General features: G+C 61.0%; 29 protein-coding genes. 16 read left to right on the top strand and 13 right to left on the bottom strand.

Annotated features, from left to right (window positions below; genetic code table 11):
* Nucleotides 1–18 precede the first annotated feature (18 nt).
* A complete protein-coding gene (locus N1037_04180; GenBank protein ID UWS80235.1) occupies nt 19–1761 on the top strand; it encodes a tetratricopeptide repeat protein in 1743 nt (580 codons plus the stop codon).
* Complete coding sequence (locus N1037_04185) at nt 1751–2572, top strand: 4-(cytidine 5'-diphospho)-2-C-methyl-D-erythritol kinase (GenBank protein UWS80236.1); 822 nt, start codon at nt 1751–1753, stop codon at nt 2570–2572. Before N1037_04180 ends, N1037_04185 begins: the two co-directional genes overlap by 11 nt.
* A 4-nt stretch (nt 2573–2576) precedes the next feature.
* On the opposite strand, the gene N1037_04190 is transcribed toward N1037_04185, so the two are convergent.
* Together N1037_04190 and N1037_04195 are read right to left on the bottom strand one after the other, a co-directional pair.
* Nucleotides 2577–3323 (bottom strand): penicillin-insensitive murein endopeptidase, encoded by a 747-nt coding sequence (locus N1037_04190; GenBank protein UWS80237.1) that lies wholly within the window; start codon nt 3321–3323, stop codon nt 2577–2579.
* A gap of 98 nt (nt 3324–3421) precedes the next feature.
* Entirely contained in the window at nt 3422–4420 is a 999-nt protein-coding gene (locus tag N1037_04195) for a polyprenyl synthetase family protein (protein ID UWS80238.1), read from the bottom strand.
* Nucleotides 4421–4477: 57 nt separating this feature from the next.
* Between N1037_04195 and N1037_04200 the strand changes: the two genes are divergently transcribed.
* From N1037_04200 to N1037_04210, 3 genes are all read left to right on the top strand, one after another.
* A complete protein-coding gene (locus N1037_04200) occupies nt 4478–4699 on the top strand; it encodes a DUF2007 domain-containing protein (GenBank protein UWS80239.1) in 222 nt (73 codons plus the stop codon).
* Nucleotides 4696–5502 carry a methyltransferase domain-containing protein gene (locus N1037_04205; protein ID UWS80240.1) on the top strand — a complete coding sequence of 269 codons (807 nt, stop codon included), beginning with the start codon at nt 4696–4698 and terminating at the stop codon, nt 5500–5502. The genes N1037_04200 and N1037_04205 overlap by 4 nt, the downstream gene beginning before the upstream one ends.
* A 219-nt stretch (nt 5503–5721) precedes the next feature.
* Nucleotides 5722–5901 (top strand): DUF465 domain-containing protein, encoded by a 180-nt coding sequence (locus N1037_04210; GenBank protein UWS80241.1) that lies wholly within the window; start codon nt 5722–5724, stop codon nt 5899–5901.
* Nucleotides 5902–6048: 147 nt separating this feature from the next.
* On the opposite strand, the gene N1037_04215 is transcribed toward N1037_04210, so the two are convergent.
* Together N1037_04215 and N1037_04220 are read right to left on the bottom strand one after the other, a co-directional pair.
* Nucleotides 6049–6903, bottom strand: a complete 855-nt coding sequence (locus N1037_04215; GenBank protein UWS80242.1) for an EamA family transporter — start codon at nt 6901–6903, stop codon at nt 6049–6051.
* On the bottom strand, nt 6900–7847 hold the full coding sequence (locus N1037_04220) for a transcriptional regulator GcvA (protein UWS80243.1): 948 nt from the start codon (nt 7845–7847) through the stop codon (nt 6900–6902). Before N1037_04220 ends, N1037_04215 begins: the two co-directional genes overlap by 4 nt.
* 114 nt (nt 7848–7961) lie before the next feature.
* Between N1037_04220 and N1037_04225 the strand changes: the two genes are divergently transcribed.
* A complete protein-coding gene (locus tag N1037_04225; GenBank protein ID UWS80244.1) occupies nt 7962–8132 on the top strand; it encodes a hypothetical protein in 171 nt (56 codons plus the stop codon).
* A 97-nt stretch (nt 8133–8229) separates the two neighbouring features.
* Here N1037_04225 and phbB read toward each other — a convergent pair whose 3' ends face one another.
* The 6 genes from phbB to N1037_04255 all read right to left on the bottom strand — a co-directional run bounded on the left by phbB (nt 8230) and on the right by N1037_04255 (nt 13787).
* The gene (phbB, locus tag N1037_04230; protein ID UWS80245.1) at nt 8230–8952 is read right to left on the bottom strand and encodes an acetoacetyl-CoA reductase; all 723 of its coding nucleotides are present in this window, start codon (nt 8950–8952) and stop codon (nt 8230–8232) included.
* Between the two features lie 190 nt (nt 8953–9142).
* Entirely contained in the window at nt 9143–10318 is a 1176-nt protein-coding gene (locus tag N1037_04235) for an acetyl-CoA C-acetyltransferase (protein ID UWS80246.1), read from the bottom strand.
* Nucleotides 10319–10630: 312 nt separating this feature from the next.
* Nucleotides 10631–11440: an EAL domain-containing protein gene (locus tag N1037_04240; protein UWS80247.1), complete on the bottom strand. Its 810-nt coding sequence runs from the start codon at nt 11438–11440 to the stop codon at nt 10631–10633.
* 180 nt (nt 11441–11620) lie between these two features.
* A complete protein-coding gene (locus tag N1037_04245) occupies nt 11621–12544 on the bottom strand; it encodes a sterol desaturase family protein (protein ID UWS80248.1) in 924 nt (307 codons plus the stop codon).
* Nucleotides 12545–12547: 3 nt separating this feature from the next.
* On the bottom strand, nt 12548–12973 hold the full coding sequence (locus tag N1037_04250) for a hypothetical protein (GenBank protein ID UWS80249.1): 426 nt from the start codon (nt 12971–12973) through the stop codon (nt 12548–12550).
* A gap of 241 nt (nt 12974–13214) precedes the next feature.
* A complete protein-coding gene (locus tag N1037_04255; protein UWS80250.1) occupies nt 13215–13787 on the bottom strand; it encodes a TlpA family protein disulfide reductase in 573 nt (190 codons plus the stop codon).
* Between the two features lie 20 nt (nt 13788–13807).
* Between N1037_04255 and argH the strand changes: the two genes are divergently transcribed.
* The 5 genes from argH (at nt 13808) to N1037_04280 (ending at nt 19851) form a co-directional block, all read left to right on the top strand.
* Nucleotides 13808–15202, top strand: coding sequence for an argininosuccinate lyase (argH, locus tag N1037_04260; protein ID UWS80251.1), 1395 nt, complete (start codon nt 13808–13810; stop codon nt 15200–15202).
* Between the two features lie 105 nt (nt 15203–15307).
* Complete coding sequence (locus tag N1037_04265) at nt 15308–15496, top strand: hypothetical protein (protein ID UWS80252.1); 189 nt, start codon at nt 15308–15310, stop codon at nt 15494–15496.
* Between the two features lie 75 nt (nt 15497–15571).
* Nucleotides 15572–15742, top strand: a complete 171-nt coding sequence (locus N1037_04270) for a hypothetical protein (protein ID UWS80253.1) — start codon at nt 15572–15574, stop codon at nt 15740–15742.
* A gap of 101 nt (nt 15743–15843) precedes the next feature.
* On the top strand, nt 15844–17109 hold the full coding sequence (gene lysA, locus N1037_04275; protein ID UWS80254.1) for a diaminopimelate decarboxylase: 1266 nt from the start codon (nt 15844–15846) through the stop codon (nt 17107–17109).
* 63 nt (nt 17110–17172) lie between these two features.
* The gene (locus N1037_04280) at nt 17173–19851 is read left to right on the top strand and encodes a TIGR02302 family protein (protein UWS80255.1); all 2679 of its coding nucleotides are present in this window, start codon (nt 17173–17175) and stop codon (nt 19849–19851) included.
* A 480-nt stretch (nt 19852–20331) separates the two neighbouring features.
* On the opposite strand, the gene N1037_04285 is transcribed toward N1037_04280, so the two are convergent.
* Nucleotides 20332–21285: a zinc-ribbon domain-containing protein gene (locus N1037_04285; GenBank protein ID UWS80256.1), complete on the bottom strand. Its 954-nt coding sequence runs from the start codon at nt 21283–21285 to the stop codon at nt 20332–20334.
* Nucleotides 21286–21485: 200 nt separating this feature from the next.
* Between N1037_04285 and N1037_04290 the strand changes: the two genes are divergently transcribed.
* The 5 genes from N1037_04290 to N1037_04310 are packed head-to-tail and all read left to right on the top strand — an operon-like array spanning nt 21486 to nt 24622.
* Nucleotides 21486–22163 (top strand): ATP-binding cassette domain-containing protein, encoded by a 678-nt coding sequence (locus N1037_04290; GenBank protein ID UWS80257.1) that lies wholly within the window; start codon nt 21486–21488, stop codon nt 22161–22163.
* Complete coding sequence (locus N1037_04295) at nt 22160–23059, top strand: cell division protein FtsX (GenBank protein ID UWS80258.1); 900 nt, start codon at nt 22160–22162, stop codon at nt 23057–23059. The genes N1037_04290 and N1037_04295 overlap by 4 nt, the downstream gene beginning before the upstream one ends.
* Nucleotides 23056–23796, top strand: a complete 741-nt coding sequence (locus tag N1037_04300) for a 1-acyl-sn-glycerol-3-phosphate acyltransferase (protein UWS80259.1) — start codon at nt 23056–23058, stop codon at nt 23794–23796. The genes N1037_04295 and N1037_04300 overlap by 4 nt, the downstream gene beginning before the upstream one ends.
* Entirely contained in the window at nt 23783–24388 is a 606-nt protein-coding gene (locus N1037_04305) for a pyridoxamine 5'-phosphate oxidase family protein (GenBank protein UWS80260.1), read from the top strand. The genes N1037_04300 and N1037_04305 overlap by 14 nt, the downstream gene beginning before the upstream one ends.
* Nucleotides 24389–24391: 3 nt before the next feature.
* Complete coding sequence (locus N1037_04310) at nt 24392–24622, top strand: hypothetical protein (GenBank protein ID UWS80261.1); 231 nt, start codon at nt 24392–24394, stop codon at nt 24620–24622.
* 66 nt (nt 24623–24688) lie between these two features.
* On the opposite strand, the gene N1037_04315 is transcribed toward N1037_04310, so the two are convergent.
* Both N1037_04315 and N1037_04320 read right to left on the bottom strand, forming a co-directional pair.
* Nucleotides 24689–24997 (bottom strand): EthD family reductase, encoded by a 309-nt coding sequence (locus tag N1037_04315; protein ID UWS80262.1) that lies wholly within the window; start codon nt 24995–24997, stop codon nt 24689–24691.
* Nucleotides 24998–25101: 104 nt separating this feature from the next.
* On the bottom strand, nt 25102–25626 hold the full coding sequence (locus tag N1037_04320) for a hypothetical protein (protein UWS80263.1): 525 nt from the start codon (nt 25624–25626) through the stop codon (nt 25102–25104).
* Between the last annotated feature and the right edge of the window lie 50 nt (nt 25627–25676).

Below are 25676 nucleotides of genomic sequence, written 5' to 3' on the forward strand. Positions count from 1 at the left end.
CGCAGAGGAGAACTCCAGGTGCCACTTTCACATTTTCGTAGCCTGACGGCGCTGGCCCTGGTTGCCTTTTCGACATCCGGATCTCTTGTAACAGCCCAAAGCGCAGCGGCAGAGGGTCTGGTCGGGGCCTATCTGGCCGGGCGGGCTGCCACCTTTGAAAGCGATTTTTCCACCGCGGCAGAGTATTACACCCGGGCGCTGGTGCGTGATCCCTCCAATCCGTTGTTGATGGAAAACGTGGTGTTTGCCCATCTGGCACTGGGGCAAATGAAACAGGCTCTCCCGGTGGCAGAGCGTCTGTGGCAGAACGAGGTGCGCAGTCAGGCCGCAAATATCGTCATGGTCGGCGGCTTTGCCCTGTCTGATGACTACCAGGCGATCCTGGATCGCAATCTGGAAATCCGCCAGATCCACCCCCTTGTCGACGGGCTGATTGAGGCCTGGGCGCAGATGGGCATAGGCTCTGTTGATAAGGCGATCGAGGTTTTTGATCGCGTCGCAGAGGAAGAGGCGCTGCGCCCCTTTGCAGACTATCACAAGGCGCTGGCCTTGGCGTCGGCGGGCAATTACGGCGGGGCCGAGGCGCTGTTCGCAGCTGATGATGGGCGGCTGACCCGGTTGTCGCGCCGCTCGGCGTTGGCACGGGTCGAAATCCAGTCGCAACTGGGCGAATTTGACCTGGCTCTTGCAACGTTGAATGACAGCTTTGGCGCGGGCAGTGATCCAGCCCTGGATGAAATCCGCGCCCGGTTGCAGGCAAAGGAAGCCCTGGGCTTTTCCATTGCCAGCACCGCCCGCGACGGCATTGCCGAGGTGTTCTTTACCCTGGCGGCAGTGATGAACGGCGAGGCCGCCAATGACTTTGTGCTGATGTATGCCCGTGTTGCCTCGGCCTTGAGCCCGCAACATGTGGATGCGGTGCTGCTCAGCGCAGAACTGCTGGACCAGCTGGGGCGCTATGAGCTGTCGATTGCCACCTACAAACAGGTGCCCAGCGATCACCCGGAATATTACGCCGCCGAAATGGGCCGCGCCGAAGCACTGCGCCGCGCCGCCAAACCGGATGCCGCCGCCGAAGTGCTGGAGCAATTGTTCAGGGATTTCCCTGACTTGCCGCAGATTTCGATCAGTCTTGGCGATCTGTTGCGCCAGCAAGAGGACTACGCCGGCGCCATTGCGGCCTATGATTCTGCGCTGTCCAATATGCCCGAAGAGGCCGGCAGCCGCTGGTTCCTGCACTATGCCCGCGGTATCTCTCATGAGCGGCTGAAAGACTGGCCAAAGGCCGAGGCAGATTTCCGCGCCTCGCTGGCGTTGCAGCCCGACAGTCCGCAGGTGCTGAACTATCTCGGCTATTCGATGATCGAAAAAGAAGACAGCCCGGAAAAGCTGGATGAGGCCCTGGGGATGATTGAACGCGCGGTCGCGGCGCAGCCGAATTCCGGCTATATCGTCGACAGTCTTGGCTGGGTGTTCTACCGCCTTGGCCGCTACACGGAGGCCGTGGCCCATATGGAACGCGCGGTAGAGCTGATGCCGGTGGATCCGGTGGTCAGCGACCACCTGGGCGATGTCTATTGGGCTGTTGGGCGCCAGCGCGAGGCAGAGTTCCAGTGGAAACGCGCCCTGTCTTTCATCAAATCCGGTCGCGGCGATGGTGAGGCAGACCCGGATCGTATCCGCAAAAAACTGGAGCTGGGCCTTGAGGCGGTTCTGGAACTGGAAGGCTCTGCCCCGCTGCAGGTTGCCAATGGCGATTGAGGTCTTTGCGCCGGCCAAGATCAACCTGACCCTGCATGTCACCGGCCAGCGGTCGGATGGCTATCACTTGCTGGATTCGCTGGTGGCCTTTGCCGATCTGGGCGACCGCCTGCGGCTGGAGGCTGGCCCGGATATGGCCATAGATCTGCGCGGCCCCTTTGCCGAGGGTGTCCCACGGGACGGGCGCAATCTGGTCTGGAAGGCGGCGCAGGGGCTTGGCTGGGCTGGTGCCATTCATTTGAACAAACAACTGCCTCATGGGGCGGGGATTGGCGGTGGATCTTCGGATGCGGCCGCCGTACTGAACGCCCTGGCCGCAGAGGGGCTGACAGTGCCGCCAGAGCTGCCGCTGTCCCTGGGGGCTGACCTGCCGGTCTGCATGGTTGCCAGGGGCGCACGGATGCAGGGCATTGGCGAGCAGATCACCCCGGTCTCCCTGCCGGACTTGCCGGCGCTTTTGGTCAATCCTGGGTGCCATGTGCCAACTGGCGCGGTGTTTTCGGGCCTCGCATGGCGTGACAACCCTGCCATGCCGGACGAGATCCCAAGTTTTGAGACGGCGAGAGACTGTGCCGTCTGGCTCAAGGATCAGCGCAATGATTTGGAGATACCGGCGGCTTATGTGGCGCCGGAAATCGACCGGGTTCTTGCTGATCTGCGGTGCACCGGGAATGAAATGCTGTCGCGGATGTCGGGGTCCGGGGCCACCTGCTTTGCGCTTTACCCGACGCTAAAGGCCGCCCACATGGCCGCCTATGAGATCGGCGCCGAACACCCCGACTGGTGGATACAGGCGGTAACGCTGCGCTAGGGGGCTAGAGCTGCAGGTGAATGTGGTCGTCATGGCGCGCCGCCCGACATCCCTGAAACCGGATCTTGTCATCGGCCAGAGTCAGAGACTGCTGTAGGTGTGGCTCGACAAAGATCTTTCCCACGCGTGGATCCCGCGCCAGGGTCTCAATCAGCAGACGATTGCGATCAGGCTCTAATCCATAGGTTTTCCACAGGGGCTGTAGCCGGGCCAGATCCCAGCGCAGGCTGACCCATTGATCCGGGCAGCTGCTGGTGCCCTGTTCAAAGGCAAAATAACCAATTGGGCTGCGGGTTTGACCGGGCAGGTAACGCCCTGCAATATCCGCATAATAAAACGCCAGATCGGCCTTCTCTCCGTCGTCATGGGACAAATGCGGCAGCAGTGGAAACCCAGCGAAGAAGGGAAAGCCCGCATCCAGTACCAGCGTCTGGGTGCCAGGATGGTCCGCCTCGACCTCCGCGGCGGCGTCTTGCAACAGGGCTTTTAGCTCTGGCGTTACGTAGGACCGGTTGGTGGCGCAGTAAAACCAGGATTGCACCTGTAATGGCCCGCGCTCAAAACAGGACAGCGCGGTTCTGCCGGTCATTGGCGCGACCCAGACCGCCAGCACTGCCAGCCCCAGATACAGCCCCGCAAAGGCCAGGAGAGGCCTGCGAAACAGGCGCGACAGCCCCCAGGCAATGCCGCCGAGCTGGGTCAGAGCTGTGAGCAGGACAATGATGCAGCAGTGAAATACAAGGCGCAGCATGGGTCTATAATCCGTCCTAGGGCCGTTTGGTAAGACAAAGCACAGATAAAAACGCCCGCACAGGGGCGGGCGTGGGTGTTGGGTACTTTGGGCCTGGTCTAGTGCAGGCGAGAGACCACATATTCCGCCAGATCATGCAGCATTTGCCGGATTGGGTGGTCGGGCAGCGGGGCGAGGGCCTGTGTTGCCGTCTCGGCCCAGAGCAGCGCATCCTGGCGGGTGGCCTCAAGCGTGGCGTATTTCGCCATCAAGGCCAGGGCCTGTTCCAGATCGCCCTCTTGCTGCTGGCCCTTTTCAATGGTGCGGGTCCAAAAGGCGCGTTCGTCATCGGTGGCCTGGGCCACGGCCTTGATCACTGGCAGGGTCAGCTTGCGCTCGCGGAAATCATCGCCGACGTTTTTACCGGTGGCGGCGCTGTCGCCCTGGTAATCCAGCAGATCGTCGGCAATCTGAAAGGCAATGCCAAGCGCATCGCCATAGTCAAACAGCGCCTTGATCTGCTCCGCCGGGGCCTCTGCTATGACGCCGCCAACTTCGGTGGCTGCCGAAAACAGGGCCGCTGTCTTGCCCCGGACCACCTGCAGATAGACTGCTTCATCGGTGGCCAGGTTGGAGGCGGCAGTCATTTGCAGCACCTCGCCTTCGGCAATGGTGGCCGAGGCATTGGCGAGAATATCCAGAACCCGCAGCGAGCCGGTTTCGACCATCAGCTGAAAACTGCGGGAGAACAGGTAGTCGCCAACCAGAACCGAGCTTTTGTTGTCCCACAGCAGATTGGCGGTGGGTCGGCCACGGCGTTGGCCGCTTTCATCCACCACATCGTCATGCAGCAGCGTTGCGGTGTGGATGAATTCTACCGTTGCTGCCAGTTTGATGTGATGTTCGCCCTCATAACCACAGAGCTGGGCGGCAGCGAGGGTCAGCATGGGGCGCAGGCGTTTGCCACCAGCCCCTACCAGATGCGCCGTGACTTCGGGGATGCGCGGCGCATGTTTTGACGCCATGCGAGTCTGGATCAGTGTGTTCACCGCGTCCATTTCACCGCCCAAGGTGGCGGCGAGCAATTCATGCGGTTTTTGAGTCGTGACTTGATTCATTGCATTCCCGGCTTTCAGGCTCGACAAGATCGTAACCTTGCCCTTAGATCCATCCCCATGAAAGAACTTTTGCGCAGCACCGATCCGACTGTCCTGGCCTTTGCATCCGCCCTTCTTGAGGGTGAGGATATAGACTGCTTTCAGATGGACGTAAATATGAGCATCCTCGAAGGTGGCATTGGGATTTTTCCGCGCCGTCTGATGGTGCGCGAAGACGACTATAAACTGGCCAAGCGCGCGATGCTGGACAACAAGATCCCGCTTGGCAATGACATATGACGCAGGGGGGCGGAGCAGGGCCAAACTCTGATGCGGGCTTTGCCGAGAAAAACCTGTCGCTGAACGATTTTCTGGGCGGCCGGGTGCAGCTGTGGCAACCTCGCGAAGGCTACCGAGCCGGGGTGGATCCGGTGCTTTTGGCCGCTGCGATGCCGGCACGGGCAGGGGAGCGGGTGCTGGAGCTGGGCTGTGGTGGTGGTCAGGCGCTGTTATGTCTTGGCGAACGGGTGCCTGGGCTAGAGCTCACCGGAGTGGAGCTGCAGCCGGACTATGCTGCCCTGGCGCGCCGCAATGCAGCGCACAATGGTCAAACCGTTGAGGTGATCGAGGCCGACCTGGCGGCGCTGCCCAAAGATCTGCGCCAGCGTCAGTTTGACCATGTTCTGGCCAACCCGCCGTATTACCGCGCCGGAGCCCATAGCCCGGCCGAAGATATGGGGCGGCAGATTGCCCTGGGCGGTGATACGCCTTTGCAGATCTGGGTTGAGACCGCAGCCCGTCGGCTGACCTATAAGGGCTATTTGCATATGATCCAGCGCGCCGACCGTTTGCCCGAGATCCTGACCGCCTGTCAGGGGCGTCTTGGCTCGATTGAGGTGTTGCCGCTGGCGCCGCGCCAGGGGCGTCCGGCAGAGCTGGTTTTGCTGCGCGCCCGCAAGGGAGGCCGGGCCGATTTTCGCCTGCACGCGCCGCTGATCCTGCACCAAGGGGCGCGACATCTGGCAGATGTAGAGAGTTATCAGCCTGAAGTGCGGGAAATTCTGCGCGAAGGCGCGGCGCTTTGCTGGCCCGCGGCAAGATAGGTGCGACGCGGTTGTATTGCAAGCTTCCAGGTGGCTTTTTCGGCGCTCTGGGCTCGATTTCACCCATAAAAATATGGCTTCTGGCGAGCTTTGGCCGATATAACAATTTCATGACAAAAACTATGCGTCTGCGGCGTGACAGGGGGCAAAACTTGTGGTCCACTCGTTTCAACCCCGCAGGTTCGGGGTTGTTAGTCTCGCTTTAAAAGGAGGAACGCCATGAGCCTCAGCTCGCATCTTACCGAACTGAAAAAGAAGCATGACCACCTGAGCATGGAAGTGGAGTACGCCCAACGATCCCCCAGTACCGACGGGTTGGAGATTGCCGGGATGAAGAAGCAAAAGCTGAAACTCAAAGAAGAGATTGAGCGTCTGTCAAGCGAAACAGAGACAGCATAAACGCCTATTGGCGCAGGAAATTACCCCGGATATTGCCGCCAGGCACCAGGGGATTTATCCCGAGCTGATATGAGCGATAGAGTTTTCAGGGTTGCCAGATCTGGCAGCCCTTTTATATTGTGGTGGCCGTCGGGTCGGGGCGCAGGATCAGCCGCTTTTGGCGGCGATGGCAGCCCCAGCGGTAATCAGCGCGGCGGCCAGGGCCAAGGCCCAGCTGGGGTCCGCGACGCCGGCCAGAACCAGTACCAGGGTCGACAGCAAAGGCGCTGCATAAGAGCTGGTGCCGAGCATCTGAATGTCGCCCTGCTTGACGCCAATGTCCCAAACATAAAACGCCAGCCCCACGGGTCCTAATCCCAACAACAGGGTCGAGGCCCAGCCAAGTGTACCCTGTGGCCAGACGGTTTCTTCCACTGCAAAATGCAGCGCCCAGGATGCGATGGCAGTGGCGGTGCAAAACACCGAGACTGAACTGGTGGGGGCGGATCCCACCAGCCGCGACAGCACCGAATAGCTTGACCAGGTCAGCGCGCAGAGGAAGGCGAGGATATAGCCGGGCAGGTACTCTGCCTGAAAACCACCGGACCCACCGGTAATAATCGCCGCCGCCCCGGCAAAGCCCAGCAGTGCCCCGATCAGATGCCCTGGCCGTAGGCGCTCGCCGGGCAGAAGGCCGGAAAACAGCACGATCAGCAGCGGCCAAAGATAGGCAATCAGGCCTGCCTCGGCGGCGGAGGCCAGGCGCAGGGCCGAAAAATACAGGGCGTGATAGCCAAATAACCCAAGCGAGCCAAAGGCATAGACCTTCCAGGAGATGTTTCGCAATTGGCCCAGACCACCCGTGCGTAAGGTCCAGATCAGCCCCAGGATGCCGCCGATGGTAAAACAGATCGCATTCAACAGTAGCGGTGGGGTTGGGGCAGAGCCAACTGTCAGCAGCGCCAGCAGCGCCCAGAGCAGAACGGCCACAAACCCAACTGCGGTGGCTGTGGAGCGGGTCATAGTGCGGCGATCTCCTCAACCGGGATAATGGTAAAATCATCGGATATATGCGCGGTTTTTTCGATCTCCGCCAGAAACCAATCGCGAAAAGCTGCGATTTGGGGGCGTTTTTCAGCGCCGGGCAAGCAGAGAAAACGAAATCGGGCCTGGCTTTCGATCGCCAGCTTGAAGGGGGCAACCAGGCGGCCCTCTTGCAGGTCAGAGATAATCATCGGGCGTCGCCCCAGCGCCACCCCCATGCCTGCGACGGCGGCGTTGATGGCATGGTCGGCATTGGAAAAATGGGTGCCATGCAGAGGGGTGTAATCAATCCCGGCGGCGCGGAACCAGGTGGGCCAGTCGCAGGGGGGCTGCAAAAAGTCGATGGAATCATCAAAAATCAGCGGTGCCTGCCGCAGGCTTTCTACGGTGGTGAATTGTTTGGCCAGTTCTGGGGACATTACTGGTGTCAGCCATTCTTTGCGCACCGGTACCGAATACAACCCATCATCTCCGCCATAGCCAAACCTGATCGCCACATCGACGTCATCGCGCGCCAGATCCATATTGCGCAGGGTGGCCGAAAACCTGAGGTCAATTTCGGGATGGGCGCGGGCAAAATCATAGAGGCGCGGCGCCAGCCATTTGGCGGTCAGCGCCGGGCCGGCGGTGACGGTCAGGCTGCTGTTGTCCTGCAACCGCTTGGTTGCCATCCAGGCGGTCGAGAGGGTCTGGAAGCCTTCGGCAGCTCCTGGCGCCAGGGTGCGCCCGGCTTCGGTCAGCTCTACCGCCCGGTTGAGGCGGCGGAACAAGGGCACGCCCAGGTGCTCTTCCAGGGATTTGATCTGAAACGACAGGGCGGCCGGCGTGACATTCAGTTCAGCCGCAGCCTGGGCAAAGGACATGTGCCGGGCAGCGGCATCAAAGGCGCGCAGGGCGGTGAGCGGGGGGAGGCGATCTGACATGCTCACACAAGTAATACTTAACTGAAGCCTTGGAAAGTCTCGTTTGTGCCTTTTGCCATAAAAGCCCATGTTGGCTTTAGATAGACAATCCTAATCCGAACGGAGGCCCAGGCGATGGAATATTCAGCAAATAGCAACGTCAAGCAAGCGATGGAACGTGCACATGCAGAGCGCAGCCAGGCCCTGTTTTCCGGGTTGGCAAGACTGTTCCGGTTGCGCAAATCCGGGGCGACAAAAACCACTGGTCCAAAGGTGACCGGAATCGGGTTTTCCCGCTGGGCATAGTGCACATATGTCCTTACGGGATTAAAAAGGGCCGGTCTGAAAAGACCGGCCCTTATCTGTTCTCTCATGTCGCCACTGCCGCTGTTGCGGCGCGGGATCAGACGAAGAATTGACCGCCATTGGCCGAGATGGTGGAGCCATTGATAAAGCCCGAATCATCGGAAGCCAGGAAGGCAACGCAACGGGCGATCTCTTCGGGTTCGCCAAGGCGGCCGGTTGGGATCTGAGCGATGATCGAATCACGGACCTTTTCGGGCACGGCCATGACCATTTCCGTGGCGATATAACCAGGGCAGATCGCATTGGCAGTGATGCCGGCACGCGCGCCTTCCTGGGCCAGGGATTTGACGATACCCAGATCGCCGGCCTTGGTTGCGGCATAGTTCGCCTGGGCAAACTGGCCTTTTTGACCATTGATCGACGAAATCACGATGACGCGGCCAAATTTACGCTCGCGCATGCCGGGCCAGATCGGGTGAACGGTGTTGAACACGCCGGTGAGGTTGGTGTCGATCACCTCTTGCCACTGCTGCGGCGTCATTTTGTGGAAGGGCGCATCGCGGGTGATGCCTGCATTGGCCACCACGATGTCGATGGGGCCAAGGTCGGCCTCAACCTGGGCGATACCCGCTTGGCTTTCCTCATAGGAGCCAACGTTCCACTTGTAGGTCTTGATCCCGGTCTCTTCGGTGAACTTTGCCGCCGCTTCGTCGTTGCCCGCGTAGGTCGCGGCGACAGTGCAGCCCTGGTCCTTTAGGGCCTGCGAAATTGCTGCGCCAATGCCGCGTGAGCCGCCGGTGACGAGTGCAGTACGTGCCATTCAGTTTTCCTCCAATTCGATATTCGCTCGGTAATCTTGCTACCTATTGATAGTGCAATGCGCAACAATATTGCGCAATGAATTTTTGCCGCAATGCCGCGAAAATTGTCGCAGGTGCAGCAATACCTCCCTGTTGTAATAAAAAGGGCGCCAAACTGGCGCCCTGATCTATGTTAAACTGTGGTCCCGATTATGGGCGCTCCAGGCACATGGCGACGCCCATGCCGCCACCGATGCAGAGCGTGGCGAGGCCTTTTTTGGCGCCGCGCCGCTGCATTTCAAACAGCAGCGTGTTTAGCACCCGGCAGCCCGAGGCACCGATTGGGTGGCCGATGGCGATGGCGCCGCCGTTGACGTTGACGATCGCCGGATCCCAGCCCATGTCCTTGTTGACGGCGCAGGCCTGTGCGGCAAAGGCTTCGTTGGCTTCAACCAGATCCAGGTCGCTGACCGACCAGCCGGCCTTGTCCAGGGCTTTGCGCGAGGCGTAGATCGGACCAACACCCATGATCGAAGGGTCGACACCGGCGGTGGCGTAGGAGGCAATCCGCGCCAGCGGCGTGATACCGCGCTTTTCGGCGTCATCGGCGCTCATCAGTAGGGTTGCGGCGGCGCCGTCATTCAAACCAGAGGCATTGGCCGCCGTGACTGATCCATCCTTGGTAAAGGCGGGGCGCAATTTTTGCATCGCTTCCATGGAGGCGCCATGGCGGATGTATTCGTCTTGATCCACCACGGTTTCGCCCTTGCGGGTCTTGATGGTGAAAGCAGCGATTTCATCAGCAAATTTACCTGCTTTTTGCGCCGCTTCGGCCTTGTTCTGGCTGGCGACAGCAAATTCGTCCTGCATTTCGCGGGAGATCTGCCATTTGTCAGCGACGTTTTCCGCTGTCTGACCCATGTGGTAGCCGTTGAAGGCATCCCACAGGCCATCGCGAATCATGGTGTCGATGTATTTCATGTCACCCATCTTGTGACCGGCGCGCAGGGCGGCGGCATGGGGTGACAGGGTCATGTTTTCCTGACCACCGGCGCAGACAATCGCGGCATCCCCAAGCTGGATATGCTGCGCGCCTAGCGCAACAGCACGCAGGCCGGAGCCACAGACCTGGTTGATGCCCCAGGCAGCACTTTCCTGTGGAAGGCCGGCATTGATATGGGCTTGGCGGGCTGGGTTTTGCCCCTGTGCGGCGGTCAGAACCTGCCCCAGGATGGTCTCGGAAACCTCGGATTTGTCAACGCCTGCGCGCTCTACCACGGCTTCCAGTACCGCACGGCCCAGATCATGGGCGGGCGTATTGGCGAAAGCTCCGCCAAAACTGCCGACAGCGGTACGCGCGGCGGATGCAATTACAACATTGGTCATTATTTCTGGTCCTCTGCCATCAAATTCTATCGTGAAGACATGCAATTATTCTGCGGTTCGTAAACTTACCGCAAAATCACAAATCCCCACCTCCCTCTCCGGGACAGATATAGCGTCTTGCTGCAGGTGCAGCAAATGACAGGGTGTCTCAGGGGTTGGGTTCGAGTCAACTGGCATAAGTCAAAAACGCAAAGAACCGCCCGGGGTACGACCCGAGGCGGCTCTATTTTTGCTGCGGTGCGGCGATTTTTCCACCCGGTGTCAAGGCCTTAGGAAAACGGCACATGGTGGAGGGGCGCGGTCAACTATGCGTTAGGCGCGATTGCGCTGTTTCATCTTCTCCAGCCAAGGCGGCGAAACAGTTGGGGCGCCATAGAGGAAGCCCTGCAGGCAGTCGACGCCAATTGAAACCAGGAATTCGGCCTCGGCTTGGGTTTCTACGGATTCTGCCACAATCAACATATCGAACTGTTTGGCGATGCCCACCAGGGCGCGCACAACCGCCTGATTGTCAGGACAGTTGCAGATGTTGCGAATAAACTGCCCGTCGATCTTAACTGCATCAAAGTAGAAGTCGCGAAAGTGGCCAATGGCTGTGGTGCCCGCTCCAAAGTTGTCGAGCGCAAAGGCGATGCCATGCTGTTGCTTGCGGTCCATAAAGTCGATGACCAGTTCCGGGGCCGCCATGGCAGAGGCCTCGGTGATTTCCAGGATCAGGCGTTCGCCAATGGTTGGATCCTTTTTTATAAATCTTTCCAGTGTTTTAGACCAGCGACTGTAGCCGATGGAACGTGCGGACATGTTGATGGAGAGGCGAATGTTCGGAGATTGGGACAGGGCCCGTAGCCCGTGTTGCAGGGCAAGGCAATCCAGCTCACGGCCGATTTCCTTATCATAGACTACATGCATGAATTCGCGCGCAGGAATAACCCGGTCGGTGGCGTCCAGAACCCGGATATAGCCTTCGTAAAAGGCGATGTCATGGGGCGGCATCGCCTGCATGACAGGCTGATAGGCCAGCATGGTCTGATCGTGCTTGACCGCCTCTGCAACCATATCCAGCGTCGAGTGATCCCGCGAGACCACTGCAGCGGAAAGCGGATCTTCAGCCCCTTCGGACATATTCGCCCGTCTTAGTTTTCGCTTATTGACCACGCTTTGCCTCCTACTGCTGCCGTTTTCTGGGAAAACTATGCGTCAGCAGGGACTGTCGGGCAAAAGGGTAAATTGAGGCTTAAATCTAAAACTTTAGCCAATCAAATTTGCGGAACTATCGGCGCCTCGCACCTCTGCACGGGCTGTTCAAAATCCGGGCGTGCCGCTGTCCTGGGGCTGGCGGGCCAGGTGTTTGGCTTTGATGGTCTCAGAGGTGTCGCGACTGCCATCGTGGCTATAGCCCGGCGGCGCCAGCGCATAGAGCAGCCTTTGCTTCAGGCTCAACCCCGGTTGTGTCATATCCCGGTAGATTGCCACCCATTCGTGAAAGGCCACCCGCAGGGGATTAAAGGTGGCGATATTGTAGACCAGCCCATAATCCACCGGGTCACTGTCCTGTTCCGGTACAAAGGTGCCAAAGATCTTGTCCCAGATGATAAACACCCCTGCGTAGTTGCAATCCAGATAGCGCGGATTGCGGCCATGGTGGGCGCGGTGGTGGCTGGGGGTGTTCATCACCGCCTCAAACCAGCGCGGCAGTTTGCCGATGGCTTCGGTGTGGATCCAGAACTGATAGACGAGGTTGATGCCGCCGACAAAGAGCACCAGCGCCGGGTGAAACCCCAACAGCACCAGCGGCGCCCGCACCACCATCATAAAGGTAAAGGTGCCGGTCCAGGTCTGGCGCAGCGCCGTGGTCAGATTGTAATGCTGGCTGGAGTGGTGATTGACGTGGCTGGCCCAGACCCAGCGGATCCGGTGGCCAAAGCGGTGCACCCAATAATAGCGCAGATCATCCAGAACAAAGCAGAGGACAATCACCCAGATCGAGCTGCCAAGGTCCAGCGGCGTAATCTCCCACAAAACCATAAAGAATCCCCAGGCGATAAAGCCAAGTACAATTCCCGAGGCCACACTGCCGGCCCCCATGATCAGCGAGGTCACCGCATCGCGGGTCTCGTAGCGGCCCCCGCGCCCCTTGAGCGCGATCCATAGGAATTCGCCGAGGATGGCGGCGATAAAGATCGGCACCGCCAGTTGGGTCACATCAGGAAAGGAAAGCGGATCCATCGGTTACACCTCTGTTGCGGTGGCTAATGCGGCGGGGTGGTGGGCAATCAGGCGCTGCCAGTGCGCGGCCTCGGAACCGTTCAGATGCAGCTGCACCCCTGGCGCGGAGAAATCAGCCAGGCGGAGGTATAGCCCTCGCCTGGCAGTCTTCATTTCGACATTTTCCAGGTAGCGGGCCACGGTATCAGCGCCAAAGGACCAAACCAGGCCAAGCGGCGCGCTACCGTCCTCGGGTTGGATAAGAGCGGCATGGCCGTCCTCGGCCAGGGTCAACTGGGCAATGGGGCTGTCGGGGAACTGGCGCAGCCAGGCCTGCCGCGCCTGATCGGCGCTGAGCAGCCGCAGGTCTGAACGCCCGGTCAGATGCAACAAGACGGCGATCGCCGCGACACCCCCGACAACGAGGATCAACAAAAGCTCCAGCGGCATTGTCCCCTCCCTGATGATGCCCCGTGGCTCTCAGAATGGCGTTGCAAAGGCGCGGCTGTCAAAGGTGGCGTGGGGGAAAGCCCATTTGGGCAGAATGGTTGCTGCTGCTACAGGTGTCGTATTCATCTGGCGGTAAAGCGGATTGTCGAACTGGGCGCTGCAGATGAATAGGCCTAAATGGAGCCGGCCCTGCAAGCGAACCTGCAAGGCTGACCCCATGTGGGAACGAGAGAGAACGAGATTAACTGCCGGTCTCGCTGTCAATCATCGCCGCAATGATCGCCTTGGCGCTGTCAGAGTTCCACTCGGCATCGCCCAGCAGCCGCGCGACTTCCTCGCCTTCGCGGTTCAAAAGCACGGTAATGGGCAGGCCGATCACCGCCATCTCGCGGGCCAGCGCCTGTTTGGGGTCCTGATGGCGCGGCAGATTGGTAATGCCGTTTTCCTCAAAGAACTTGACGATCCCGGCTGGCGAGTTGCGCCCGGCGGCGATGGTCAGGACTTCAAAATCCTCGCCGCCAAACTCTTGTTGCAGCTCGGCGATCTGCGGCATTTCCTTGCGGCAGGGGGCACACCAGGTGGCCCAGAAGTTCAGCAGCACCACTTTGCCCTGATAGTCCTGCAGGCTGGCTTTGCCGCCGTCATCCTCCAGGAAAAACTCCGCCTGGGAGACCTCGCGCGGCTGCGCATGCACCACCAGGCGTTTCAGGCTGTCGGCGCGCAGGGCCTCCAGTTCGGCCACATCTGCGGCCAATGCCGCATTTGCACCCAGGCCCAGGGCGATATAAAGGGAAAGATGACGTAACAGACGCATATTATCTCCGGGATTCCACCATGACAGATCAAGCCTCGAACCAGATGTGGGGCGGCCGCTTTGCCGCTGGCCCAGACGCGATCATGGAGGCGATCAACGCCTCGATCACTTTTGACAAGCGGATGGCTGCCCAGGACATTGCTGGCTCCAGGGCCCATGCAGCGATGTTGGCCGCAACAGGCGTTATAAGCGATAACGACGCCGAAGCAATTCGGGAAGGCCTGCTCACGGTCTTGTCAGAGATCGAGACCGGAACCTTTCAGTTCTCCACCGCGCTGGAAGACATTCATATGAACGTCGAGGCGCGCCTGAAAGAGGTGATCGGCGAACCCGCAGGGCGTTTGCACACGGGCCGGTCACGCAACGATCAGGTGGCGACGGATTTCAAACTCTGGGTCCGTGATCAGCTGGACGCGGCCGAGACGGGCCTGCTGGCCTTGATCCGCGCGCTGTTGACCCAGGCCGAGGCAGGCGCTGACTGGGTGATGCCGGGCTTTACCCACCTGCAGGTGGCGCAGCCGGTGACCTGGGGCCATCACATGATGGCCTATGTGGAAATGTTTGGCCGCGACCTGTCCCGGGTCCGCGATGCCCGCAAACGCATGAACGAATCTCCCCTGGGGGCCGCAGCCCTGGCTGGCACCTCCTTTCCCATTGACCGCGAGATGACCGCTGCGGCGCTGGGCTTTGACCGGCCTGCGGCAAATTCGCTGGATGCGGTGTCGGATCGCGATTTTGCGCTGGAGTTCCTCTCCTGTGCCTCGATCAGCGCCATTCACTTGTCGCGCTTTGCCGAAGAGCTGGTGATCTGGTCCTCGGCGCAGTTCCGCTTTGTCACCCTGTCGGATCGTTTCTCGACCGGGTCGTCGATCATGCCGCAAAAGAAAAACCCCGACGCGGCAGAGCTGATCCGCGCCAAGGTGGGGCGGATCTTTGGTGCCAACACCGCGCTGATGATGGTGATGAAAGGTCTGCCGCTGGCCTATTCCAAGGACATGCAGGAAGACAAAGAGCAGGTTTTTGATGCCGCCGACAACTGGATGCTGGCCCTGGCAGCGATGGAAGGCATGGTCAAAGACATGAGCGCCAACCGCGCCGAGCTGGCTGCGGCTGCGGGCTCTGGGTTCTCAACCGCGACCGATCTGGCGGATTGGCTGGTGCGGGTGCTGGGGCTGCCGTTCCGCGACGCCCATCACGTGACCGGCTCGCTGGTGGCCCTGGCCGAAGGCCGCGGCTGTGACCTGCCAGATCTGACACTGGAAGACATGCAGGGCGTCCATGGTGAGATCACGCAGGATGTCTTTACTGTTCTTGGCGTCGAGAACTCGGTAAACTCGCGCATGTCCTATGGCGGCACCGCGCCGGCGCAGGTGCGTGCCCAGGTGGCCCGCTGGACGGCGCTTTTGCAGGCCTGAAGCGGCTCTAAAGCTTGTAAACATGAGCGTGGGCAGCCTTGAACTGCGGCCCGCGCCCCCCATCTAAGCCCGATTGCAACCGGGCCGGTTTCTGGAGGCGTGACAATGAAGACTTGGATGCTCAACTTGATTGGGATCACCGTCCTGACGGCAGGATTAAGCGCCTGTGGCGTCGATGGGGAGCCGGTGCGCCCCGCTTTGAATGCGGGCATTGGGGTTTCCAACTCTGGCGTCCATGCGGGTGGCTCGGTTGGGCTGCAAAAGGGTCCGGTGAGTGTTCTTTTTGGTTTCTAGGTGTTTGCAAGACCTTGGGCTTAGTGCCCGTCATCGTGCAGACGGTTCCCCCGGAATGGGCAGGAGTATTTAACAGTGATCCGTATTTTTCTGGTTCTTGGCGTCCTCGGCCTGTCTGCCTGTGATTTGCCGCAGTCCTACGCCCAGGCGCCCAAGGCGCCTAAGGCGGACAAGGCAGAACAGCCGCCCGCCTCCGGGGTGCGGGTTTCGGGATATGCCCGTGTCGGTGTTTCTCACCACTTCTGACTTTTCACAGCTTCCGACCTGGGGCCTTGGCGATTGCCAAAGCGCAGGTTTTACAGGGAATCATTTGCCAGCCCTGCCGGTTTTGGTCTAATCGCCAAGGCATGGATCACTTTCTCTACCGCGACGGCGCGCTTTACGCCGAAGACGTGCCGGTTGCCGAGATTGCGGCTGCCGTGGGCACTCCGTTTTATGTCTATTCCACGGCCACTCTGCAGCGCCATTTCCGCCTGTTCGACGAGGCGCTGGCGGGCATGGATCATCTGGTTTGCTACGCGATGAAGGCGGCCAGCAATCAGGCCATCCTCAAGACCCTGGCCCAGGCCGGCGCCGGCATGGATGTGGTCAGCCAGGGCGAATACCTGCGGGCCAAGGCGGCCGGGGTTCCGGGCGACAATATCGTGTTCTCTGGGGTTGGCAAAACCGCAGAGGAAATCCGCTGTGCCCTGTCCGGCGGCATTCGCCAGTTCAACGTCGAATCCGAGCCCGAGATGGCCGTGATCAACGCGGTGGCGCTGGAGCTGGGGCAGGTGGCACCGATCACCATTCGGGTGAACCCGGATGTGGATGCCAAGACCCATGCCAAGATCGCCACCGGAAAATCCGAGAACAAATTTGGCATCCCCATTTCCCGCGCCCGCGAGGTCTATGCCCATGCGGCGACGCTGCCGGGGCTCAAGGTCATTGGCATTGACTGCCATATTGGCTCGCAGCTGACCGATCTGGAGCCCTTCCGCAAAGCCTATGAAAAAATCGCCGACCTGACCGAGAGCCTGCGCGGCGATGGTCACGACATTCGCCGTCTTGATCTCGGCGGTGGGCTGGGCATTCCCTATACCCGCTCGAATGAGGCGCCGCCGCTGCCGGTGGAATATGGCCAGCTGATCAAGGACACGCTGGGCCATCTGGGCTGCGAGATCGAGATCGAGCCCGGCCGCCTGATCGCGGGTAATGCAGGGCTGATGGTCAGCAAGGTGATCTATGTGAAATCCGGCGAGGATCGCGAGTTTCTGATCGTGGATGGCGCGATGAATGACCTGATCCGCCCCGCCATGTATGAGGCGCACCATGATATCGTTGCGGTACATGAGCCCGCACCGGGGATCGAAAACCGCCCCTATGATATCGTGGGGCCGGTCTGCGAAACTGGCGATACCTTTGCCAAGCAACGCGACATGCCACCCCTGGCGGCGGGGGATCTGATCGCCTTTCGCAGCGCCGGGGCCTATGGAGCGGTGATGGCCAGCGAATACAACTCGCGACCCCTGATCCCCGAAGTTCTGGTGCACGGGGATCAATTTGCGGTTATTCGCCGACGTCCGGACTTTGACGAAATGATAAACCGCGATACCATCCCGGAGTGGCTGTAACAGGTCCGGCAGATCTTGCCGGGTTAGCGGCCATGTGCACCGCCCAAAGGAGGCAGAGCAGTGATGGCGCGACCTGGTAAGCAAACGGGTAATCGAACTGGCAAGACTGACCCACGCTTGCATCCCCTGCGATGGCCGCTGCGGCTGACGCAGGCGGGGCTGGTCTGTGAACGCGCCCTGCGGGCCTTTTGGCCGCTGTTTTCTGTTCTTGCGGTGACAGCCGCAGCGCTGATGCTGGGGCTGCACGACCTGATGTCGCCGCTTTTGTTCTGGGGCACTGCCGTTGTGGCGCTGGCCGCGATGCTGGCCGGCCTGGTCTTTGGGCTGTGGCGCTTTCGCTACCCCCGCCGGGCAGAGATATTGGCGCGGTTGGATGCCAGCCTGCCGGGCCGTCCGGTCAGTGCTTTGCTGGATGCCCAGGCGATTGGGGTGGCGGATGCCGGGGCAACGGCCCTGTGGCAGGCGCATCAGGCACGCATGGCGCGGGCTGCGGCAATGGCCCGTGCGCCGGCTCCAAACCTGCGGATCGCGGCGGCTGATCCTTTTGCCCTGCGCTATGTGGCGCTGGTCTCGCTGCTTATTGCGCTGGTTTTTGGCTCGTTCTGGCGGGTTGGCACGCTTTCGGCCCTGGCGCCGGGGGGAAGTGAGGCCGCAATGGCTGGCCCCTCCTGGGAGGGCTGGATCGAACCGCCGCTTTATACCGGCCTGCCGGTTCTTTATCTTAATGACCAGCAAGGCGAGCGGTTGCAGTTGGCAGAGGGCAGCCGCATCACTCTGCGGTTTTACGGCGAAGTCGGGGCTTTGACCCTGGCGCAGAACCTGTCGGTTCAGGACGCGCCTGATGCGCAGGATGGCGCGCAGGATCCGGGGCTTGAACATGACATCGCGGTTGAGCGCTCTGGCAATCTGGAGATCCAGGGACGTGGCGGGCAGCGCTGGGAGGTTGCGGTGGTGCCGGATCAACCCCCGAGCATTTCGATAACCGGCCTGCCCGAGCTGATGGAGGACGGCGCCCTGTCGCTGCCCTTCCTGGCGCAGGATGACTACGGGATCGAGGGCGGTACGGTGCGTATCTCGCTGGACCATCTCGCCCTGTCGCGCCGTCACGGATTGCTGCCGGACCCCGAGACACGCGCCGACATCGAGCTGGACCTGCCGATGCCGGTGAGCGGATCGCGACAGGCGTTTGAAGGCCTGTTGATCGAGGATTTTTCCACCCATCCCTGGGCCAACCTGCCAGTGGTGTTCAGCGTCTCGGTCCGCGATGCGGCGGGGCAGTCCTCGGTCTCGTCAGGGCTGGGGGCACCGTTGGTGGCACCACGGTTTTTTGATCCCCTGGCGGCAGCTGTGGCGGAACAGCGCCGGGATTTGATCTGGTCGCGTGACAACAGCCTGCGCATCACCCAGCTGCTGCGGGCGCTGTCGCACCGGCCCGAGGATCTGTTCCGCGAGGCGGGCAGCTATCTGCAACTACGCGGTATTCTGCGCGGGCTTGAGGTGGCTTTGCACCAGGGCAGCGCGACCGAGATGCCAATAAGCGAGGGCCAGCGGGATGAAACCGCAGCGGCACTTTGGGCCCTGGCGCAGAGCCTGGAAGAGGGCGATATCGGCGATGCCCTGGAGCGGATGCAGCGGGCCAAGGAGCGCCTGAGCCAAGCGATGCGAGAAGGGGCCAGCGACGAGGAAATCGCCCGCCTGATGCAGAAACTGCGCGAGGCCACCCAGGATTACATGCGCCAGCTGCAGCGTCAGGCGCAGCGCGACAATCCGTCGGGAGACAGCGGTGAGGCGCAGGAAAATGCCATGACGCTGAGCCAGCAGGATCTGCAGGCGATGATGGATCGCATTCAGGAACTGATGGAACAGGGGCGCATGGCTGAAGCGGAACAGGCGCTGGAAGAGTTCCAGCGGATGATGGAAAACATGCGGATCAGTCAGAGCCAGCAGGGGCAGAACGGCTCTGACGGTCAGCAGGCGATGGAAGATCTTGGCGAGACCCTGCAAGAGCAACAGGGGCTTTCCGATCAGGCCTTTCGCGATTTGCAGGAACAGTTCAACCCCAATGCCCAGGCCGGCGAAAGCCAAGGCAATGAAGGCCGAAGCGGTGGCCAGGGCCGGGGGCAGCAGCACCAGGGCGGCACCGGCGGTGAGGGCCAGTCCGGCGAAGACGGCAGTCAGGGTCAGGGCGGTCAATCTCCGGGCCAATCCGCTGACGGATCATCCCAGGGCGGTGCCGAGGGTGGATCAGCCGGTGCAGGTAGCCTGGCCGAACAACAGCAGGCCCTGCGAGAGGCCCTGCGGCGGCAACAACAGGGGCTGCCGCTGGGCCAGGGCGCAGAGGGGGAAGCCACCAAAGAGGCGTTGGATCGCGCCGGTGAGGCGATGGATGGCGCCGAAGAAGCCCTGCGTCAGGGTGATTTGGCGGAAGCAATTGATCGCCAGTCCGAGGCCATGGAGGCCCTGCGCGAAGGCATGCGCGCTCTGGGGGAGGCAATCGCGCAGAACCAACAACCCGGACAGCAACAGGGCCAGGGGGACATCGCATCCTCTGGGCAAGCCGACCCCTTGGGGCGGGATCGCAATGCCGGCGGGCTGGCAGGGGAGCAAAACTCCGAGTTTGGTGATGGCCGGGCGCATCGCCGCGCTTGGGATCTGCTGGAAGAGCTCCGCCGCCGCGTGGGTGAGCAAGATCGGGCAGAAGACGAGCGGCGCTATTTTGAACGTCTGTTGGATCAATTCTAAACCCGCGGCAGGGTGATGTGCCCTGTATTTCCCTGTCTGGGCAAGCAATGCCCCTCTTTGGCGCAAGCGCAAGGGAGGGCTCCCGCCCAGGACTTGGGGATTTGAAAATCCCGCGTCCTCGTTGGGCCGGGCGCCTACCGCTCTGAGAGAGCGGTAGGCGCGGCGCCAGGCTGCACTGTCGCGGGAAGGTCCATGCGGCGGCCTATTTGGCTGTGGCAGCAGATCGGCCCCGGTGAACGTGGGCACACTGGAATTATGGGCACACTGGCCGAGACGTCGCCTGCTAACAGGCCAGAAAAACAGGCCTCAAAAACAGGCAGGTGAAACAGGTTGGGGCTATCGGCCGGGATAGTTGCCGCAAAACCCTTGGTGGGTTGTACGGTGCGCCTGCGACTTACGAGCTTATCTGCCAGCATATCCGGCAGTGATCAGCAATGTGATCAGCGAGTCATCTTCCTGTGGCCAGCCAGCGAGGGCCGCTTACAGCTGAGGTTTCTGCAAGGCTGTGACCTGTGTGGCCAGCCAAAGCCTGAGCTGATCCACCCAGGTCACATAGCTGCTCAGGTAGGGGTCTGCCTGGGGCAGAATTTCCGCGATTTGCGGCGCATTGCTGTAGACCATCACCAGCGCCAGAACAGCCAGCACAGCCAGGGCAAACCCACGGGTAAACCCGGATTTCCGGGGCGCCGGTGCCATGTGCTCGGACTCTGGCGGCGGTGGGCTGTCAGCTGCGCGCAGGGTCGAGTTGATCTCTTCGATGTCTGGCAACACGCCGCGCTTTAGTCCGCTGGCTTCGGCGGCCAACTGGCGCGGATCTTCGCCGCGAATGCGGGCCATGCGGTCTTTGGCCTGGCGCGTGCGCTGGGCCTCTTCGTTTTCAGGCAGATCATCCAGCCCCAGGTTGGGCTGTGTCTCCAATGTCTGGCTTTGGTCCGCAGCGCGCAGGCTGGCTTCCCGCTCTGCTTCCTCGCGCAGGATCTCGCTGAGAGCGGGATCCAGCCCACGGGCGGGCGTCTGGGGCGACTGGGGTGGCTGAGGCGACTGGGGGGCAGGCTCGGCGTGATCCTCGGCGGCGGCGTCCTGCGCCTGCTGCGGGAAATCCTCTGTCGGCGAGACGTCAGCGGCATCCTGAGCCGTACTGTCGGAGGACGCAGAAGGGTCGAGCTGAGGCTCGGATGCAAAGGTGACCTCGGTATCCTGGTCAGCGCGGTCGGGGTGTTCAGTGGCTGTCCGCGCCGGAGCGGCATCTGCTGCCGGTTCAGGGGCGGGTGGCTCTGCAAAATCCGGGTCTGCAGTGGCATCGGGGGCAATGCCCGCGGCCTGTTGAAACCAGGTATCGCCGCAGTTGGAGCACTGCACATCACGACCTTCATCGGGAATGACGTCATCCGGTACTTCGTACTGGGCACCACAATTCGGGCAGGTCAGACGCATAAGATCTCCTTGACCCCGGCGGTCTCCGGGGAGCTGTCGGCAGTATTTCCAAATGACAATAGGCAGTTCGGCGCTTTGGTGAAAGGGTGAATTGTGCTTTGTCGGCGCCGTCAGGGGGGACATTGGGCGCTTTGAACCATGGCCCATTGAAACTGACGGGCTGCTGGGGCAAAACTGCTGAGCGCATACAGGGGACAGTCGTGATAGAGCTGGAAAACGTTGGCTACAACTACGGAGGCGGGGAGCTGCTGAGCGATGTCTCGGTAAAGCTGGCTCCGGGGTCTTTTCATTTCCTGACCGGGCCGTCGGGCGCAGGCAAGACCACGCTGTTGAAACTCTGCTATGGGGCGCTGACGCCGACCTCGGGGCGGGTGCGGGCCTTTAACATGGATGTGCAGGGGCTGGACCGGGATCAGATGGCGCATTTGCGGCGTCGTGTCGGGGTGGTGCATCAGGACTGCCGGTTTCTGGACCACCTTGCGGTGATCGAAAACATTGCCCTGCCGCTGATTGTTGCCGGCAAGGATCTGTCCCAGGAAGAGGCCAACCTGCGCGAATTGCTGACCTGGGTTGGCCTGTCCCAGCGCGCCGATGCGCTTCCGCCGGAACTGTCGGGCGGTGAGCGACAGCGGGCGGCGCTTGCACGGTCGGTGATCCTGTCGCCGGATGTGATTATCGCGGATGAGCCCACCGGCAACGTCGACTGGGAGATGTCACAGCGGCTTTTGCAGCTGCTGGTCGAACTCAACCGGATGGGCAAGACGATTCTGGTGGCGACCCATGATATGGCTCTGATCCGGGCTGCCAAGAAACAGGTGCAGGCGCGGGTGCTGCGGATCTCGGCCAAACAGCTGATCCAGGCGGGGGCAGACCTATGAGCGAAGGACGGTTGCGTAAACTCATCATGGGCGATGCTCAGGCGGACCGGGTGGTGCCGCCCAGCGGGTTCACCGCCCAGCTGACCCTGTTTGTCTCAGGCGCTATGGCGTTTCTGGCGGTGTTTGCCCTGGCGCTGTCGCTGGCCTCGGGGCGGCTGGCCAATCGCTGGGCGGATGAGCTGGCCCGCGCCGCCACCCTGCGGATCAATGCCCCTGCCGAGCAGCGTCTGGCCCAGACCGAAGCGGCACTGACAATTTTGCGCCAAACCCCTGGGGTGGCCTCGGCCCGTGCCTTTAGCGCCGAAGAACAGGCTGAGCTGCTGTCCCCCTGGTTTGGATCCTCTCTGGCCATCGACAGCCTGCCAGTGCCGCAACTGATCGAGGTGATCGAAGGCGATCCCGGCTATGACGGCACCGGGCTGCGCCTGCGCCTGCAGGCCGAGGTGCCGGGGGCGGTGCTGGATGACCATACCCGCTGGCGCGCGCCGTTGGTGGATGCCGCCCGCGCCCTGCGCCGTTTGGGAGCGGTCTCCATTCTGCTGATTGCCGGCGCCACGGCGGCGATGATCACGCTGGCGGCCAATGCCGCGCTTGCCGCCAATGCGCAGGTGATCGAAGTGCTGCGGCTGGTCGGGGCGCTGGACAGCTATATTGCCCATGCCTTTGTGCGCCGCTTTACCCTGCGCGCCCTTGGCGGGGCTGCGGTTGGCGTTGGCCTGGGTATGATTGGGGTCTGGCTGATGCCAAGTGCCTCGAATGAGGGCGGGTTTTTGACCGGGCTTGGGTTTCAGGGCTGGGCCTGGGGGCTGCCACTGTTGATCCCGCCTTTGGGGGCCTTGGTCGCCTTTGCCGCCACCACCCGCGCCGCCAATAAACGTTTGGGAGATTTGACGTGACATTTGCAATTCAGTGGCTGCGGTCCTTTCTCTTTGTGTTTCAGATCTATTTCATGATGCCAATCTTTGGCCTGATGTTTGCGCCCTGGGCGATCTTTAGCAAACGCGGCGCCCGGGCCTGCTGCAAAAGCTATTCGCGCTGGGTGTTCTGGACGGCACGTTTCATGGTGGGCATTCGCTGTGAAGTGCGCGGCACACCGCCATCGGGTGAGGTGCTGATTGCCGCAAAACACCAGTCGTTTCTGGACATCATGATGATCTTTACCGCGCTGCCCACAGCCAAGTTCATCATGAAAAAAGAGATCCTGCGCACCCCCGTAATTGGCCAATATGCCAAGCTGCTGGACTGTGTTGCGGTGGATCGCGGCAAGCGCGGCGCGGCCATCGACAAGATGGTGCAGGACGTCAGGGCAGGCCACCAGGAGGCAGGCCAGTTGATCATCTATTCACAAGGCACCCGCGTCGCGCCGGGCGTCAAGGCGGATTACAAGGTTGGCACCGGGGTGCTGTATGAGCAGCTGGGCCAGCCCTGTGTGCCGGTCGCCACCAATGTCGGTGTGCTTTGGCCGCGCACCGGCATCCTGCGCAAACCCGGCGTGGCGGTGGTGGAATTCCTCGACCAGATCGAGCCAGGCCTGGACCGCAAGGAGTTCATGGACACTCTGGAGACGCGGGTAGAAGAGAAATCGGACGCATTGATGCGGGAATTGGGATTTGATCCAGATGCAGTATCTTAAAACGATTGACGACCTGGAGGCGCTTTATGGCACGCCGGGGGGGCCTTCGTTGCGCAAGGTGGCGCGCCGGATGACGCCGCTCTATCGCCAATGGATCATGGCCTCCAAGCTGTGCATGTTGACCACCGTAGGGCCGGAGGGCACCGATGACAGCCCCCGCGGCGACGATGGCCCGGTGGTGCAGGAACTGGACCCCGGCACCCTGGCCCTGCCCGATTGGCGCGGCAATAACCGGTTGGATTCCCTGCGCAATATCGTTCGCGACGGGCGTGTTTCGCTGATGTTTCTGGTGCCGGGATCAAACAATGTCATGCGGGTCAATGGCACCGCTCAGGTGACGGCGGAGGCGGATCTGCGCGCCCGGTTCGAAAAGAAGGGCAAGCAGCCCGCCACTGTGATCGTCATCGCCATTGATGAGATCTACAGCCAATGCGCCCGCGCCCTGCTGCGCGCAGGCACCTGGGAAGGTGTAGATGAAAGTCAGGGCCTGCCCTCGATGGGCGAAATTCTGGCCGAGCAGACCGATGGCGAAGAGGGTGGCAAGGACTATGACCAAGCCTGGGGTGCACGGGCAGCCCAGACCATGTGGTAGCCGATGGAGCAGGTGCTGGCTAAGCCCGATGTAACGGCGTTTATGGTCTGGTTGGGGGGATACCTGTCAGTCTTTGTGCTGCTTCTGTGGTGGTCGCGTCAGTTCCGCGAATGTTTTCTCGACTGGATCACCCTGAAGGACCCTTTTGGGCTGCGGTTCTGGGGGCAAAACATTCTATTTGCAGCGTTCACCCTGGCCTATTTTGCCGTGGCTGTCCTGTTCCTCGGAGGCTGAGCCCCATTGGGCAGAGGCCGCGCCTTGGAGCAGCCTCTGCGCTTGTGTTGTTCCGGGGCGACCGGGTCAGGCGATGACCTCACCAATCAGAACCTGTGGCTGGATATTGGTGAAATTTGCCACATCTGCCATCACCGGGCCTGAGGCCTTCATCGCGGCGCCCATGGCCTCCCGATCGGCAAAGACGATTGTGGCTACGGCATGAAATCCGGCGGGTTGATCCGGGCCACCGGCGAGCCCCTTGGTGACCAGAACCCGGTCGATATGTGGCCCCATATGTTCCTGGACCAGCGGCATATGCGTATCGGCATAATAGGCGTGGTCAAAGGTACTGCCGTCGCTGACCGGATAGATAACTTGTAGTGACACAGCCATGTGCCGTCCTCCCTTAGATTTCTATGACATCAGTAGACAACTGATACGGCGGCTTTCCTAGTGATAGTTTTTGCGACGCTGCGCTGCGTTCAGATCTAGGGGCCTTAGCCTGTTGGGGAGGTTAGGGAGAGAATGCTGTTGGAACTCTGCCCCGAGTTTGGATGGGCGCTAAAGAAAACGCCCCACCTTTTGGGGGATTGGATCTTCCCTACAAACCAGCCCTGCTCAAACACGTCTGGATCGGAGGATGACAGCCGAGGGTCGACTGCTAGGTCTGGAAATTCCTGAGAAACGATTTTTCTGGTCAGCTCCAGAAGTTCTTTGGCATCGGCCTCGGACAGAGCAAAGGGGTGATATGTTGCCACAGTACAGTAGCTGGCCTTGATACTGATGAAGCTACCAGAGGCCTGATCAATCCACTGGGACGAGGATGGGCTACGTTTGCGAAGCACCAGATTGGCTTCTGCCTTGGCTACGACGTTTTCTCCGCGATGATTTGGCAGACAATAGTCGCTGAACAGAGCGGCGAGATGCTCCGCGCGGCTGGGCAGAGGCCAGAGGACCGCGGCGAGGGCAAAGCCTGTCAGCAGCCCGGTGGCAACAATGGGGAAAAGAATATGTTTCTTCAAAATGCAAAGCCTAAAGGAAACGCCCCGACAAAATATGCCGGGGCGCGAAA

Origin of the sequence: Phaeobacter sp. G2 (assembly GCA_025163595.1) — a bacterium.
Taxonomy (GTDB): Bacteria; Pseudomonadota; Alphaproteobacteria; order Rhodobacterales; family Rhodobacteraceae; genus Pseudophaeobacter.

Coding starts and splice junctions, on each gene's coding strand:
- N1037_04185 (UWS80236.1), top strand. CDS start 1,751: ATGGCGATTGAGGTCTTTGCGCCGGCCAAGATCAACCTGACCCTGCAT.
- N1037_04190 (UWS80237.1), bottom strand. CDS start 3,323: ATGCTGCGCCTTGTATTTCACTGCTGCATCATTGTCCTGCTCACAGCT.
- N1037_04195 (UWS80238.1), bottom strand. CDS start 4,420: ATGAATCAAGTCACGACTCAAAAACCGCATGAATTGCTCGCCGCCACC.
- N1037_04200 (UWS80239.1), top strand. CDS start 4,478: ATGAAAGAACTTTTGCGCAGCACCGATCCGACTGTCCTGGCCTTTGCA.
- N1037_04205 (UWS80240.1), top strand. CDS start 4,696: ATGACGCAGGGGGGCGGAGCAGGGCCAAACTCTGATGCGGGCTTTGCC.
- N1037_04210 (UWS80241.1), top strand. CDS start 5,722: ATGAGCCTCAGCTCGCATCTTACCGAACTGAAAAAGAAGCATGACCAC.
- N1037_04215 (UWS80242.1), bottom strand. CDS start 6,903: ATGACCCGCTCCACAGCCACCGCAGTTGGGTTTGTGGCCGTTCTGCTC.
- N1037_04220 (UWS80243.1), bottom strand. CDS start 7,847: ATGTCAGATCGCCTCCCCCCGCTCACCGCCCTGCGCGCCTTTGATGCC.
- N1037_04225 (UWS80244.1), top strand. CDS start 7,962: ATGGAATATTCAGCAAATAGCAACGTCAAGCAAGCGATGGAACGTGCA.
- phbB (UWS80245.1), bottom strand. CDS start 8,952: ATGGCACGTACTGCACTCGTCACCGGCGGCTCACGCGGCATTGGCGCA.
- N1037_04235 (UWS80246.1), bottom strand. CDS start 10,318: ATGACCAATGTTGTAATTGCATCCGCCGCGCGTACCGCTGTCGGCAGT.
- N1037_04240 (UWS80247.1), bottom strand. CDS start 11,440: ATGTCCGAAGGGGCTGAAGATCCGCTTTCCGCTGCAGTGGTCTCGCGG.
- N1037_04245 (UWS80248.1), bottom strand. CDS start 12,544: ATGGATCCGCTTTCCTTTCCTGATGTGACCCAACTGGCGGTGCCGATC.
- N1037_04250 (UWS80249.1), bottom strand. CDS start 12,973: ATGCCGCTGGAGCTTTTGTTGATCCTCGTTGTCGGGGGTGTCGCGGCG.
- N1037_04255 (UWS80250.1), bottom strand. CDS start 13,787: ATGCGTCTGTTACGTCATCTTTCCCTTTATATCGCCCTGGGCCTGGGT.
- argH (UWS80251.1), top strand. CDS start 13,808: ATGACAGATCAAGCCTCGAACCAGATGTGGGGCGGCCGCTTTGCCGCT.
- N1037_04265 (UWS80252.1), top strand. CDS start 15,308: ATGAAGACTTGGATGCTCAACTTGATTGGGATCACCGTCCTGACGGCA.
- lysA (UWS80254.1), top strand. CDS start 15,844: ATGGATCACTTTCTCTACCGCGACGGCGCGCTTTACGCCGAAGACGTG.
- N1037_04280 (UWS80255.1), top strand. CDS start 17,173: ATGGCGCGACCTGGTAAGCAAACGGGTAATCGAACTGGCAAGACTGAC.
- N1037_04285 (UWS80256.1), bottom strand. CDS start 21,285: ATGCGTCTGACCTGCCCGAATTGTGGTGCCCAGTACGAAGTACCGGAT.
- N1037_04295 (UWS80258.1), top strand. CDS start 22,160: ATGAGCGAAGGACGGTTGCGTAAACTCATCATGGGCGATGCTCAGGCG.
- N1037_04305 (UWS80260.1), top strand. CDS start 23,783: ATGCAGTATCTTAAAACGATTGACGACCTGGAGGCGCTTTATGGCACG.
- N1037_04310 (UWS80261.1), top strand. CDS start 24,392: ATGGAGCAGGTGCTGGCTAAGCCCGATGTAACGGCGTTTATGGTCTGG.
- N1037_04315 (UWS80262.1), bottom strand. CDS start 24,997: ATGGCTGTGTCACTACAAGTTATCTATCCGGTCAGCGACGGCAGTACC.